13 protein-coding genes are annotated in these 14824 nt (G+C 47.0%); 6 read left to right on the forward strand and 7 right to left on the reverse strand.

Features of this window, described 5'->3' with window-relative positions; genetic code table 11:
* Window positions 1-107: 107 nt before the first annotated feature.
* The 6 genes from ACWP87_RS11350 to ACWP87_RS11375 all read left to right on the forward strand — a co-directional run bounded on the left by ACWP87_RS11350 (window position 108) and on the right by ACWP87_RS11375 (window position 6940).
* Window positions 108-605, forward strand: a complete 498-nt coding sequence (locus tag ACWP87_RS11350) for a PTS sugar transporter subunit IIA (protein ID WP_005714820.1) — start codon at window positions 108-110, stop codon at window positions 603-605.
* Window positions 602-901, forward strand: a complete 300-nt coding sequence (locus tag ACWP87_RS11355) for a PTS sugar transporter subunit IIB (protein ID WP_005687595.1) — start codon at window positions 602-604, stop codon at window positions 899-901. Before ACWP87_RS11350 ends, ACWP87_RS11355 begins: the two co-directional genes overlap by 4 nt.
* Window positions 902-1131: 230 nt before the next feature.
* Window positions 1132-1992 (forward strand): hypothetical protein, encoded by an 861-nt coding sequence (locus ACWP87_RS11360; protein ID WP_014569019.1) that lies wholly within the window; start codon window positions 1132-1134, stop codon window positions 1990-1992.
* Between the two features lie 370 nt (window positions 1993-2362).
* Entirely contained in the window at window positions 2363-3889 is a 1527-nt protein-coding gene (locus ACWP87_RS11365) for a glycosyltransferase (protein WP_014569020.1), read from the forward strand.
* Window positions 3890-3904: 15 nt separating this feature from the next.
* Window positions 3905-5518, forward strand: a complete 1614-nt coding sequence (locus ACWP87_RS11370; protein ID WP_005685154.1) for a glycosyltransferase family 4 protein — start codon at window positions 3905-3907, stop codon at window positions 5516-5518.
* A gap of 150 nt (window positions 5519-5668) precedes the next feature.
* A complete protein-coding gene (locus ACWP87_RS11375) occupies window positions 5669-6940 on the forward strand; it encodes a DUF2325 domain-containing protein (protein WP_005685153.1) in 1272 nt (423 codons plus the stop codon).
* Between the two features lie 139 nt (window positions 6941-7079).
* On the opposite strand, the gene ACWP87_RS11380 is transcribed toward ACWP87_RS11375, so the two are convergent.
* The 7 genes from ACWP87_RS11380 to ACWP87_RS11410 all read right to left on the reverse strand — a co-directional run bounded on the left by ACWP87_RS11380 (window position 7080) and on the right by ACWP87_RS11410 (window position 14435).
* Window positions 7080-8276, reverse strand: a complete 1197-nt coding sequence (locus ACWP87_RS11380; protein ID WP_014569021.1) for a MalY/PatB family protein — start codon at window positions 8274-8276, stop codon at window positions 7080-7082.
* Window positions 8263-9342 (reverse strand): M24 family metallopeptidase, encoded by a 1080-nt coding sequence (locus ACWP87_RS11385; protein WP_005685151.1) that lies wholly within the window; start codon window positions 9340-9342, stop codon window positions 8263-8265. Before ACWP87_RS11385 ends, ACWP87_RS11380 begins: the two co-directional genes overlap by 14 nt.
* Before the next feature lie 107 nt (window positions 9343-9449).
* On the reverse strand, window positions 9450-10775 hold the full coding sequence (locus ACWP87_RS11390) for a PTS sugar transporter subunit IIC (protein WP_005685150.1): 1326 nt from the start codon (window positions 10773-10775) through the stop codon (window positions 9450-9452).
* A gap of 34 nt (window positions 10776-10809) precedes the next feature.
* Window positions 10810-11148, reverse strand: a complete 339-nt coding sequence (locus ACWP87_RS11395) for a PTS sugar transporter subunit IIB (RefSeq protein WP_005685149.1) — start codon at window positions 11146-11148, stop codon at window positions 10810-10812.
* A 66-nt stretch (window positions 11149-11214) separates the two neighbouring features.
* A complete protein-coding gene (locus tag ACWP87_RS11400; protein ID WP_005685147.1) occupies window positions 11215-11532 on the reverse strand; it encodes a PTS lactose/cellobiose transporter subunit IIA in 318 nt (105 codons plus the stop codon).
* 84 nt (window positions 11533-11616) lie between these two features.
* Window positions 11617-12657, reverse strand: coding sequence for a M20/M25/M40 family metallo-hydrolase (locus ACWP87_RS11405; protein ID WP_014569022.1), 1041 nt, complete (start codon window positions 12655-12657; stop codon window positions 11617-11619).
* A complete protein-coding gene (locus tag ACWP87_RS11410; RefSeq protein WP_014569023.1) occupies window positions 12642-14435 on the reverse strand; it encodes a BglG family transcription antiterminator in 1794 nt (597 codons plus the stop codon). Before ACWP87_RS11410 ends, ACWP87_RS11405 begins: the two co-directional genes overlap by 16 nt.
* Window positions 14436-14824 lie beyond the last annotated feature (389 nt).

A 14824-nucleotide genomic window follows, 5' to 3' on the forward strand; every position in this document is an offset into this window, starting at 1 on the left:
ATAAACATATGCAAAGAAAATATAATATTAGGGAAAGCGCTTGCATTAATTTGAATTAGCGACTATGATGACTCTTGAAAACAACTGATGGATGGAGAGTGATTAGAATGACATTGTTAAACAAGCACTTGATTCATCGCAATGTGACTTTTAGGGATGCCGATGACGCCCTGAAGTCAATGGCGACCGCGATGGTTGAGAATCAATATGTGAAACCGACATTCGTTGATGCTGTTATACGCCGTGAACATAAATTTCCGACTGGCTTGCCAACTGGAGGTATTATGGTTGCAATTCCGCATGCCGATTGGACCAATGTTAATCGCGGGACAATTTCGGTTGCAACGTTGGAGAAACCAGTTCTTTTTAAGAACATGGGCAATCCTGAAGAAGATTTAGCAGTTCGATTAATTTTTATGTTGGCCGTCAGTGAACCACATGCAGAGGTTAACTTGCTGAGAGACTTGATGGGAATTGTGCAAAATCAAGCAACACTACAAGGACTGTTAGATGCGCCCACAGATCTTGATCTGTTTAAGCGCTTAGAGGATATGTTTCAAGATATTGTTGTGGATAAAGAGAAAAAAGAGGAGACCTCAAAATGAAAAAGATTATCGTTGCGTGTGGCTCAGGAATTGCAACTTCAACTGTTGCGCGGAATGCGCTTGAGGAAAAACTCAAAGCTAAAGGAATTGATATGACACAAGTATCGATGGACCAAACTTCAATTCCGCAACTACGCTCTAAGGCCGATCAATTTGATTTGGCGGTGACGACCGGTAAGTTTACAGAAGATATCGGCGTTCCGGTTTTAAACGGGCTGCCATTTCTTACTGGCGTTGGCGAAGACGAATTAGTTCAAAAAGTCATTGATGTGCTTGGATTGGAGTCGCGAAAGTAGCCAATTGATCCGGAAATGACGGTTCGCAAATCGGAGTTAATAGCTTGAATTGCCGCATAAACATGGTATGATCAAAATGACTCGTTTTATTAAATGGGTATGAATTAACGTATGGTCAATATACGTTTAGTGGCCTGATGAGTTTAAAAAATAAAAAAGAGGGATAGCCCTCTTTTTTTATTGAAAATATTAACTCGTGATCGTTTACTTAGAGTGGGAGGTGTTTATGGTTGAAACATTTTAGTGTAACGCTCACGTCTGCTGAAGCCACACATATCAGCCGTGACAACTTTTATGAGCCGCTCGACTTGACGATCAGAAAACAACTATTATTTAACTACGCTTTAAAGAATCGGCGTTGGATTAAAGTAAACGGTTTTTTGCGTCGGCCAGGTGATTGGATTAACGAAAAAGAAGCATTTGAGGTCACTAGTCTGGCATCCCGATTACCACTTGAACAGCTTCGGCGCCGATATCCGGATTATTATCCGGTAATTAATAAATCTCAATGGCTTCGACAACGAGATGAGGCCCAAGCGCTTTTTGATACATTTATTCCAAAAGTACAGCGTCGAAAACGCGCACGTTATGATAACGAAGTAGCGGCATTTTGTCATGACAATGGTTTTCAAGAGATTGATTCGTTACGGACGCGTGAAGCTAGAAGTCCAGGCGCGTATGTCGTCGCACTGGACGATTATTTGTCGATTTATTTCGGCATCGTACCCAACATTGCTGCTTCAATCCTAGCTCACTGGGATGCATTACTTGATTTGAACGCGATAACGACGCTTGATGCTTTGCCAATTGATGCATTTAAGCCGCTTGATACAACCCGTATTTTTATTAAAACCGCCGAAAAGCGTCATCTTGAAGAGCTCAAACTTGAATTAGCTGATCTGGTTCCTTATCGATATACGCTTAATCAATCTTCTCCCTCGTTGGCAGGCATGGGATCAACGAAGGAGACAAACTTAGCGCTCTTTCCAAAAGGCGTCGAGGTCCATGATGCGATGGGCGGGTATGAATTATTTGAATACGATCTGGCTCGAGAGTTAAACATTCATCCGCATAAAGATGATGAGCAGTGACCGGCCAGCAAAATCCCCCCACAATTAATGGCGTTATTGTGGGGGGATTTGTGTTGAGAGAAGCAAAAATTGAAGGGGTAAATTTATTAACAGGCCGCTTGTCACAATTTTATACAGAAAGAAATAAACTTGTGAGGGAACATGCGATTGTCCTGTTTTAGCATCTCACAATTATTTACTTTGCATCCTAGAGGGCCAGTAGATGACTGAGACGAGATCGGTACAATTCATGTTATAACATAGAGTAGGACATGGATTGATTAAGACACGTCAAGTTAACGCTAAGATACCTTTGTGTAACCATGACCTTTACAATATTAAAACTAAAAATGGTTTCTGCTAACTGACAGATGAGAATGGAGGTCCCTCATTGAATTATTTTGTGAATGAAAACATATTTTCAATGAACTCAGGTACGGAATTTTCCGCGGCACAACGGGTAATGCTGTTCAAAAAGAATAAAGTGCCGGCGCAGATAGTCACGCGTAATTACAATCCATTGATGATTGATGATGTTCACCGAATTGGGTTAGAGCAAAAAGATGTTGTCAATATGTATGACTATTTTCAGGAGATACTTGATGTCGCGCCTAAAGATGTTAATGTTCGCTATACTGAAGCTATTGATAAGTATCAATATCACATTGATGGCGTGGATCCAAATGAATCTAAAATTGTTTATCATGGTAAAACGATCGGTAAAGTCAACATTGCGCCAGGTACAGTCGGGCTTGTGGGGTCGATTGAATACTACAATGATATGAATACGGTTGTCGCTAAAGACATTTGGGATCGCCGCGGGTTTAAATCGTCAACCCAGTATTTTCATCCTGATGGTGCGTTTGGCCCACAGGTTTTTTACGATCGTGATGGTAAGCCCAAGATTGAAATTACGCGGATGAATGTGAATGGCGAATTGCGCAACACCATGTACAAGCTGCTTGACTATCAAGGCCGGGCATGGCGCTTTGATACCGAAAATGAAATGTTTGTTTTCTTCATGAATGAACTGATGCTTAAACATTCTGGCGTCTTAATTAATGATCGGCCTTCATTGATTAGTGAAGTTGCCGCAGTTGTTGGCGCACGTGGTAAGTGGCAGTTTCTTCACAGTGCCCATACTTACAAGCCAGAACAAGCAGGTGGATCGCGTAACTATGTCGACTATCTCCAACCACTATTTGCCACGCACATGAATGACTTTGATGGCGTCATGGTCCCAACTGTGGAGCAAAAGCAAGAAATCGATAAGTTCTTCCACTTTAAGCATGTCGTGGTGGTGCCGGATTCATATGCTGAACCGCATAAACTGGTCCCTGCTGAAAAACGTGATCGCAATAAGATTGTTTATTTGGGCCGAATTTCACCGGAAAAAGAACCACAAGAAGCCGTTAAGATTTTTGCAAAAGCGAAAAAAGACTTACCAGACTTACATCTTGAGTTTTACGGTTACTCATCTGATCAGTCGCTTGATAATTCACTAAAAGAACTGATTAAAAAACTGGAAATTGAAGACGCCGTTCACTTTAATGGCTACCAAAACAATGACCAGTTGGCAAAAAAGCTTGGAGACGCCGCGGCAGTATTAAGTACCTCTTCTTCAGAAGCGTTCGGCATGAATGTGTTGCAGGCGATGAGTTTTGGCGTGCCGGTGATCGGCTATCAAGTTAAATATGGCATGAAGTTGGTGGTTAAAGAAGGCATCAGCGGATACTTAGTGCCAAATGGTGAAAGCCAACAAGGTGCCAAGGCGTTGGTTAAGTTGTTGACCGACAAAGATAAGTGGGCCGATATGCTTGAATCAACCTATGAATCATCGCAGAAGTTTAACGCTGCGGCAGCTTGGCAACAGTGGCAGGCTCAACAAGCAGCTGTTCCTAACGTATTCTCAAAGTAGGGGAGAGCTTAGCATATGATATTCTTTATTAATTCAAATTTTAATAAAAATAATTCCGGGATTGAACACGCTCAATTGAAGCGGGCAGGACTCTTTCGTGATCATCATGTGCCTTTCAAGATGATTTTTCGCGAATGGAATCCTCGCTTACATGAATACTTAAACCATAATGGGGTCAGTGATGACGAGGCTTTGAACATGTTTGACTACTACCAGAATGCCGAACAGGTTCCAGCTAAAATTCTTCACGCTGAAGACATTGATTTTGGATTCGACAAGCTTAGTTACGCCAAAGAGCCAGATAACCACCGCTATTTGGTGACCCGAGGCAAACTTTTTGTCGGCCGGATCAATTACTTTGAGGATGACTCGGCTGAACGCGTCAGCTCAGTTGAACAATTCGATGGTTTTGGAAATTTGTATCGGGTTGACTTTTATGACTTCCGCGGCTTTTTGTCGCTGTCGCAGTGGTATACGCCGGATAATAAGGTGGGGACTGAGGTTTGGCATAAAGTTGATGGGCGGCCAGTTATTGAGACTTTTAATAAATATGACGCCAATCATGCGTTCATTAAGACCGGATGGCGGTTGATTGAAGACAACGGTGCGGTTTATATGTTTTCGAATATAGATGATTTGACGCAGCATTTTTACAATAATGTGAATGAGCAATACTGGAATGACAAAGAAGTCAATGTCTTTATTCTTGATCGGTCACATTTGGGCGATTGGCAACTCATTCACTTGCAGCGGCCTGCTTATATTGTCATGAATTTACACAACTCACATGCAGGCGATGCCCAAGATCCGATGCACTCGGTCATGAATAATTTTTATGAGTACAGCTTGATTCATGCTAATGATTACGATGCGATTGTTTCAGCTACCAATAAGCAAACTCATGATGTGCGCGAGCGATTCCACCCAACGTGCAAGTTGTTTACCATTCCAGTTGGCGTTTTGCCAGATGAACAGTTGGCTCGACCGCATGTTGCCATGACCGATCGCCAGCCGGCAAAAGTTCTGGTTACGGCGCGGGTTGCCCCTGAAAAACAAATTGATCACATTGTTGCAGCGATTGGGATTGCTAAGAAAGATGTCCCTAACATTTCTTTGGACGTCTATGGTTATGTCGACCACCGGGATGATAACCGGGCGATGAAGCGGATCAACGCAGCAATTGAAAAGTATCATTTACAAGGTGCGATCAAGTTGCACGATTACACCAATGATGTCGGAGCCGTTCAACGGAATGCTCAGGTTTATGCACTTGCATCCGTGATGGAAGGCTTTAATCTGTCTTTGATGGAAGCACTCAGCAACGGCATGGTTGGGGTCACCTATGATGTCAACTATGGCCCGAATGAATTAGTTGTTGATGGCAAAAATGGTTTTGTTGTGCCATTTGGCGATATTAAGGCGATGGCCGCTAAGTTTGTTGAACTATTCACCCATCCGGATGAATTACAGCAAATGTCAGACCAAGCCTATGAGTTGTCGGATCGCTATTCGGAAGCGAATGTTTGGAAGGCGTGGCAAGCGTTATTAGATGATGCTAAAAAGAAGGATATTCATTACACTGAAGAGATATCCGCTGGTATTGGCGATCAACGGGTAAAGAAAGCGTAAAGCTCCGGTTTTAGATTTAAAGGAACTGCTAAAGTGCTCGTTATTTTAGAACGAAACAAGTGATCGTTATTTTAGAACGAAACACTTTTTAAATTCTTCTCAAAACAGTACAATTAGATAAATCAACCTTAAATGAAGGCGGGCGCCTGAATGAATGACAAATTAAAGATTATTGAATTACTTAAGCAACAAGTAGCAGCGAAAACAGCTGAACTGACGCCTAAGAATATTCAGAAAATAACGCAAGACATTCAAGATTTACTGAAACTTTTAAATGACGTTGTAGCCATTGATTTTGTTGACACTACTTCTGAAACGAGTCCGCAACAAGAGAATACAGCAGTTGCAAAACCTGAATCTAATGCGGCAGTTGCGCCGATGATTACCCAAACAGCGCCTGAAACTAAAAGTGAACCAAAGCAGCAGACGCAACCGCAGCAACCCCAACAGCCAAAACCGTCGCAGCCAAAATCCAATCCTGAACCGGAAACACCATTATTATCAGAGCACTGGTTAAATAATCATAAGTCGTACATTGGTCGCTTCCATTTAGATTTGAACGGCGGCCATGTCGGCACCATTAAAGTGTCGGAAAGTAAGTTACATAAAATGAAGAACCCACCGGAAAATGGGGACTGGGTGCGTGCCGATGAGTATCAGGATAGCGATAGTGTTAATTACAAGATTACAACGTTGAAGCGCGATCCGTTGCCAACCGAAATTGTACGGTTGAAGTTTTTGCCTGCTGTTTTTCGTGAAGATGTGAAGCGGTGGTATATTGAGTTTCAATCACCGGAACACGAGACGCGGCAGCAGTTGCTTTTAGGCGATTATGATGTGATGTTGTTTAAGTTGAAGCCGGGAGATTATATTGACTACGCTTATCGGCGCGGTCAGGAAATCAATGGTAAGATCATTTGGCGTTACACTGATTCCGCGGCGGTTGCGACCCGAATGAAACAACGCTATGCAAAGTCGGCGAATACAGACGCTGATAAAAACACTGCAACTAGTAAGCAGAAAGCAACACAAACAGCGAACAAGACGGTCAAGCCTGCAAAGAGGCGGCGAGCTGTCCAGCAAGTCTTTGCCGATAAAACCTTGCTGCTGGTTTGTTTTGAAAACTCCGCCATGCCGCGTAAAGTCAAGCGCCATGTTGAAGAACGCGGTGGCAAACTCGTGTTATCATCACACTCGGATTCCGGCGCGATGTTGAAGAAAAAAGTTCAAAAATCTGATGTGGTGATTGTGACGACCGATTTTGTTGGCCATAGTCAAATGTTTGCGGCTAAGGATGAGGCGAAGCGGATCGGGAAGCCGATTTGGATGGCGAGAAATACCAATGAGCGTAATTTGCTGCAGTGGTACAAACGACATTTTCCTAATGAAAGTAAGCCATCTGCGGCGCGCCAGGAAGTCTAATGAATGAGCTAGAATCAATCATTGTGTCACTTAATACTAAAATTTTATATTAAAAAAACCGGTCCTGAGTGTTTTGCAGTGTGTGCTGACTGCTCAGGGCCGGTTTTTTAAATGTGAACTTCTAAATACAACGGGATATTCAGGCTTCTTGTCCAATTCGTGGCCAAGTTGCATAAGTTGCGACCATGCGATCCAAGGCTTCTTTGAGTAACGGGCGCGGCATGCCGATGTTGAGACGCACGAAGCCGCCACCATCAGCCACAAAATAGCTGCCGACCACACAGGACAAATCAGCAGCAGTAAAGAAACGTTTCATCGCCGTTTCATCAGGGAAAAGCCGCTGGGTGTCCAGCCAGGCTAGAAAACCGGAATCGGAAGGCATCACCTGAATTTCCGGTATGACTTGCAAACGGTTGACCAAGTAGGCAAAGTTAGCGGCGACATAAGCCACCATTTCATCCAGCCACGCATCACAATCCGTATAAGCAGCGATGAGGGCTGGCACGGCAAAGCTATTAGGTGAGGTAATCGAATTGGCGACGAATTGAGCGTTGAGTCGGGCGCGGATCGCTGGGTCAGGGATGACGACATAGGACGTTTTCAGACCGCCTAAATTGAAAGCTTTATTGGGTGATAAACAAAGAATACTTTGGGATTGAATAGCTGGGCAGGCTTGCCAGATGCTGGTAAATGTGACGCCGGGATAAACAATGTCCCGGTGAATTTCGTCACTAATGAGTAAAACCTGATGCTGGCGGCAAAGTTCACCCACGCGTGCTAGTTCTTCAGCTGTCCAGACGCGGCCGGACGGATTTTGCGGACTGCAGAGAATGAACATCTTAACGTCCGGCCGTTGCATTTTAGCGGCCATGTCTGCAAAGTCGAATTCGTAGCGATTGTCCACAAGCATGAGCGGACTGGTGGCGAGCTGACGGTGGTTATTGCGCACGGCTTCAGCAAACGGATCATAGGCCGGCGTGTTGATTAACACCGCTTCATTTTGTTCGGTGAATGCCTGAACCAAGTAGTGGAGGGTCGGCACGGTGCCATAGCTGAGTTTGATCCAGTCTTTTTCCAGTTGCAACCCGAAGCGGCGCGCGTTCCAGGCGATGACTGTCTCATAAAAGGCTTCGGGGATGTAAGTGTAACTGTAGTCAGGTACGGCCGCGCGTGTCATAATGGCTTGGTGAATCGGCGGGGCAACCGGGAAGTCAAAATCGGCCAAGTCCATGGGAATCGCATTGGCCGTGAGCCCGAATTTTTCCGCGAGCACTTGATCCGCCCACTTCCGCGCATTGCCGGCTTTGCGATCAAAAAGGCGATTAAATTGGCTCATGTTCAAGCACCTCCAATTGATTCATCTGCCGAGATGTTTGGTTTAACACGCGCGCGCCGGTTTCGGTGATGACAACATCATCTTCAATGCGGACGCCGCCAATGCCGGGAAGATAGGCGCCCGGTTCGATTGTGACAATCATACCCGGCGCTAAAACGGTTTGACTGCGGGGGTTGAGAATTGGCTGATCGCCGCCTAGTCCCAAGCCGTGCCCTAAACCATGCGTGAAACAGTCACCATAGCCAGCAGCGGTCAAAACGCCACGGACAATGGCATCGACTTCACGACCTTGCATGCCAGGCTTCAAAGCAGCAATTGCCGTTTGTTGGGCGTCCAGAACCGCCGCATGGACTGCGGCAAGTTCTGCGGGTGGCTTGCCGATGCTGAGTGTCCGCGTCATATCGGACTGATAATCAGCTAAAACAATCCCAAAATCAATGGTGATGAGTTCGTTTTCCTGCAGTATTCGCTCGCTGGGTCGGCCATGCGGAAACGCACCCCGCGGGCCACTGGCGATAATCGGATCAAACGCCATCCCTGTTGCTCCTGCTTGCAGTGTATAAAAATATAACCACGCATTAAGCGTTTGTTCGCTGATGCCGGGGCGAATATGCGGGAGGAGTTGGGTAAAAATTTTGTCAGTCATCGCACAGGCCGCCGCAACTGCCGCAATTTCCGCTTCGTCCTTGCGCATGCGTTGTTCCATGATCAAGTCATCCGCCAAACTGAGCGTCCAGTTCTGGGCAGCTAAGGTCTGAAATTCTTTAATCGAAAAGCCGTTGCTCACCAAGCCGATGCGCCGACTTTGCTGGGAAGTTAAGAAGTCAATCAATTGCGGTAAGTAAGATCCCTGAGGCACTTCGATATTTGTAAATCCCTGGGTATCTGCGGCCTCTGCACGATAGCGGCCATCGTGGATTTGCACGGCCTGCGTTGGGGTCACCACGACATACACACCGCTGCCGGGCAACGCGCCGACATAGCGTTTACTTTGGCGATCATGCAGCAGCAACGCGTCCAAATGTTGCGCGCCGATCGCTTTTTGTAAGTTGGTTAAATGATTCATATGAGCCTCCGTTTTAAGTGCATTGTTTTTCGAAAAAGGGATGCCCGCGCAAACGGTGCGGCATCCCATTGTGAGCATTTTTTCAGTAACCACAGCATGCGGCCTGATTAGAAGTCGAGATCCAAGCCAGCCAAGGTATCCTCGTCTTCTTTTGAAAAGATTGATTTCTGCGATGCTTTCTTGGCTTCATTCTTCAACTCGGCACGTTCCATAACCTTGAAGAATGGCCAGTACAAAGCGACTGCTAGGAACAGCTGCAAGGCGTTGGCTAGGATTGTCCGGTAATCGCCATTGATTAAGAAACCTTCCAGAAAGACCCCAACGTACGGCGGGTTGAAAATGGGTTTAGCGATCCAACCCCAGTGCATGAAGAACATTGGCAGGGTGCCGATAATGGCGCCACCAAAGACGTGCGGGATGAACATAATCGGATTCAGAATAATCGGTGCCCCGAACAGAATCGGCTCATTGATGCCAAACAAGGCGGGGAATAAGGAAATTTTACCGATTTTACGATACCGCTTGCTCTTAGACAGCATGCAGGCGACCACACAGCCGATGGAAATGCCGCAACCGGTAAAACCAAAGAAACTTGAAACGGCGCCGGCTGTGTAAAAATGCGGAATTGCTTCGCCGGCGTTCATTGCAGCAATATTTTCGGCGATGAACGTCACCATAATCGGACTGGTGATCGGCGAGAAAACCGACGAGTGAATTCCAAAGAAGAAGACAGTACAAATGGCGAAGTTAAGCGCCAAGACAGCCCACGGATTATCCATACTCCCAACCAATGGCGCCAAGAAGCGAGTCAAGATGCTTGGCGGCAGCTCACCAGCCAGATTCAAGAAGATAAAGCGGCCGGCAATAAACGCACCGCCAGTAATGAGTGTGACCGGAATCAGCTCGAACGAACGGGAAACAAAATCCGGCACCCCATCCGGCATCTTGATCGTTAAGTGGTGAGTTTTGCACCAGTGATATAACTCAACCGTCAGCAAGGCAACAATCATGCCGGTAAATAAACCGCGAGCGCCAAGGTTGGCGACATCCAGTTGGCCGGTTTTGTTAAAAGTTGCGACCATCATCAAAAAGGCAAAACCCGACAAGGTGACACATCCGGGAATATAAAGCTTGTAATGATTACCTAAGTTGTAAGCAATGGATAAGCAGGCATACAAGCCGATCATCCCGATGGACAGCTTAACAGGCAGGTCGAACAGCGCGGCGTTGCCAGTAATGAACTGCGAAACGGCATTTTTAGGGCCGAGCATATTCGGCAGTGCGGGGATGATCGTGAAAATACTGCCGAGAATCGTGAACGGCGTCATAGCCACCATCCCAGCCTTAATGGCACTCAGATGACGCTGATTATCCACTTTATGGGCGATGGGCATGAAGAAGCGGTTCATAAAAGCTTCGAACTTGTTAAACATCGTGGTGCGCTCCTCTCAAAATTTTGATCAGCCACTAACCGGCATGCTTCTTTTGATATTTTGCGTGAGTCACCAGCGCCAGTTTCATCACCGTGGCACCATCCATTTGCCCGTAAACATCTTTATCGATGACGGCATACGGAATATGGCGCGGATCACAGATTTCCCCAATATAGCCAGTCTTATGCCCAATCTGGGGACCGACCAAAACAATGTCATAGTTGTCGATTTCTTCTTCCAGTCCATCAACCGGAATAGCATTAAAATGAAAATCCGCTTCGTTCAGTTTGCGACTGTCTTTAACAACCTTCGCCATATTTTGCATCAACATATTGGTGGAAAAGCCACCTGCACAGCATAAAAGAATTCGCATGATTTTGTTCTCCTTGTATATTTATTAATGTGAGCGCGAGCCGGCGCGGTTAGAAGCCTGCTTCATTCACGCTCTAGTTTCAAATACCTCAATCAACGTTTCGATCAAATCTCGTGCCAGTTGGCTGGTCATGTAGTGATCTTGCGCGTGGACCATGAGCAGACTTACGGGTTCGGGCGTCTGGTCCGGTGCAAACTCGCGCGCGATCATGGCCGTTTGTGCGTTGTGGGCGGCGACATCAATGGCTTTTGACTCGGCCAGTAAGTTGCGGGCCCGGTCAAAGTCTTGCGTTTTAACGGCAGCCAATGCTTCAAAGGCTTTGGTTTTGCTTTCGCCGGCGTTTGCGATGAGCTGCATAATTTCGAGTTCTTGAGTAGTTGCCATAGGGGGTGGACTCCTTCTTACAAACCTGCAGTGGGTGGGTGCAGATGTTTTTTAATCGTTGGGCGGGCGCTAGTGGTGAAACTTTTAAAAGGTATGTGCCGCGGCCACGAGTTTTGCTGATAATTGGCGGCACATCGCAGCGTATAAAGCAACCATCTGATCAACATCGCGGGTGTGGGCAAGCGATTGAGCGCAATGGCCGTAACGGCAAGGGAGGATTGTGACCACCGTTGGAATGCCGGATCCGACTTTGTGTGCCTCACCACCATCGGTACCGCCGCCATTAAACATATCTAATTGCAAAGGGATTTCTGCTGCGACTGCGGTTGCTTTAACAAACTGTTGCAGATGGCGATTTGGAGCTAAGGTGCGATCAAAGTGGGTGAGAATCGGTCCTTTACCTACTTGGCGCTGGTTAACTTCGCCACGTTCCCGTGGATTTTGAAAAGTTGCCACATCGACAATAAAAGCAAGATCCGGTTTGATCAGCTGAGTGGCAGTTTTGGCCCCACGAATGCCGACTTCTTCACTGCTAGTTGCGGCAAAATGCAAGGTGAACGGCAATTTTTCATCTGCCAGTTCTGCGAGTAGTTGCGCGCCGACGTAGCAGCCGAGGCGATCATCTAAAGCTTTGCCGCCAAAGACGCCATCTGGGGCATACCCATGAAACTCGGTCGCAAACGTCACCATATCACCGATTGCGATTCCCAAGGCAGCGACGTCATCAGCATTGTTTGCGCCGACATCGCATAAAACCTGATCAAATGCCGGCAATGTGTCATCGCGAATGACCATGCCCGGAAGCTTGTGACCCGCGGCGGTTGTGATGCGTACGTTCTGCCAGTGACTGGCGGCAGGTTTAACGCCGCCGACAACCATCAGACGCAGCAGTCCTTCAGGGGTAATGGTACGAACCATGTACCCCACCTCGTCCATGTGGCCATAAATAATGACTGAAAACTGCGGATCGGCGGCTTCTTTGGTGAAAATAAGGCTGCCTAGCCCGTCAGTTTGGCTGGTCAATCCATATGGGGCAAGGTGATGGCGCAAAACCGCGCGCACTTCGCTTTCGTTGGCTGCAATGGCATCAGCGTTACTTAACGCCGCCATCAGTTGTAAATCCATGTCGTTTCGGCTCCTTCCAGTTCAGTCCGTAAAGTTTGTTGAAATGCGCTAAATTCGGTTTGGTGAACTAATTGATTGATGAGATCAGGCTTTTGCATTAACGCGGCCAATTGGGTGGTCAAAGTTCGGTGTAAGGGTAATTGATCCTGTTTCAACGCAATCAACCACACAATGCGAACCGGGCGCGCGCTATTTTTGACGCCAGTTGGCAAAAGCATCACGGCGACCGCATTTTTCCTGGCGCTGAATGACAAGGGGTGCGGAATGGCGATCCCGTTGTCGTAAACCGTCGCCAGAAAGTCTTCGCGCTGCAGAACCGAGGCTGCGTAACCAACTTGTCCGCAATAAGCCGCCATTTTAGCAGTGAGGGTGGTGAGTAACGTCCGATAGTCGGCAGGCTTTTGATCGGGGAAAAATAGCGTTGACTGCAACAAATCCGCAAGGGACGCTGTGGCATGATGTTGCGATGCCATTGATAGCTCGTGTCGTAAACTGGCAAAGTCCAAATCTGAAGCCACTTCATCAATCTGAATCACGGGACAATCAAATGATTCATTTAAAGCCGTGACGGTAAAAAGCAAGTCCGGTGAAAGTTGGTGGATTGCTTTTAACTCATTGAGGCCAAAAGTTTGAATCACCGCCTCAGGAAAAATCCGTCGCAGGCGTAAACTCAGCAGCGTTGCAATGCCGCCACCAGTTCCGCAGATCACGGCAATGCGATAACCATGCCGGCTCCATTTTTCGTGAGCCTGTTCAAGTGGGACCAGCAGATGGGTTGTCAGATAGCCAACCTCGGTTTTTGGTACCTCGATTTGGTATTCGCGGCTTAACCATTGAGCAAATTGCACTGCCCAGTTAAAGGCGATCGGGTAATCGCGCGCCAAAGGTTCTAGACTCAGACCGGCCAGACTTTGGTGTTCTTTTAGTCGGCCAATTAAGGCGAGGACGTGGAAGTACATGAGCGACAGGAATTCCGGATGCGTAGCAAAGTTGGTTTCATGGCGTGCATCCAGCGTTGTGAAATAAGCGCGAAGTTTGTTTTTTAGCCGCTCATGGTCCAGACGCGTGGTCAGTTGTTTGCGTTTGGCGGCAAAACTGACGGTTAAAAAATGCCACGCCTCCGGACTTAGGCGAATAGCGGCTAAAATCGCTGCAAAGTCAGTGTCAGCAGGCGGGGCGTGTAACGATTGGCCCGTGACGACAAGCGACCACCCAATTTCGCTGGCAAACTGGGTCGTGACAGCCGGATCGAGTCCTAAAGGCTGCAGTTGCTGAGCCAGTGTCGCATGATTGGGCGGTAACCCATATTGTTGCAGCGCATGGATGCGACTTTGCCAGTTGCCTTGAATTCGCACGCCGTAATGGGCTTTGCGGATTAACGACAGGGGCGTTCCAACCAGCAGTTTGTCCAACTCGCGTAAATCACGCTGTAACTGCTTGGTACTAATAAGCTGGGTGGCGGCCAGTTGCGCCACCGTCAAATAGTTTGTGGTCGATAACAGCTGTTGCAGAAGCTCGGGTAAGCGTTTGGCTGGCATTTTTGGCTGAGCCTGACCCGCTAAAGTCGCAAGATACGCAGCTAAAAGTTTCGTATCTGTAATCTGTAATTCATACCCTCGTCCCCGAATAAATCGGATTTGAAACCCTGACGCATCGTGGTTTAGCAGGCGCAAATCATTTTGCAACGTACGCCGTGATACCCCAACCGCTTTGGCCAAGGCCATCGCGGACATAACCCCGTTAGCTTGTAGTGCTTGAATGATGAGTTGTTCACGCAATTGCCTTCCCCCAATCCGTAAGCGCTTTCAACCATATTGTCAGTATGCCGCAGAAACTTCCTGTCAAAAAGTCCCACTTTTGCAAGCTGACATGGCAAAAATGGCATGATTGCCAATGCGCCTGCCACTGGTCGTGAATGACGAATGATATAGTGACCGTGCTTATTCCCTGCAGTGTACCAATGTTTGAGGTGGATAACGATTTGAGCTGGTCGAGAAAATAGTGAGACGGCTTGGTTAGATAATGAGAGGCATGACAAAGGGTTGGGGCAGTTTACGATAAAGGGGAAATAAATGAAAAAGTTGCACGCAAAAAGCCCCATGCTGTTTGCATGAGGCCGAGTGGATAGAGAGCTAGCATTACCGGCATGCAGCAGACGCACGCCACC

The organism is Lacticaseibacillus sp. 22 (assembly GCF_055413445.1).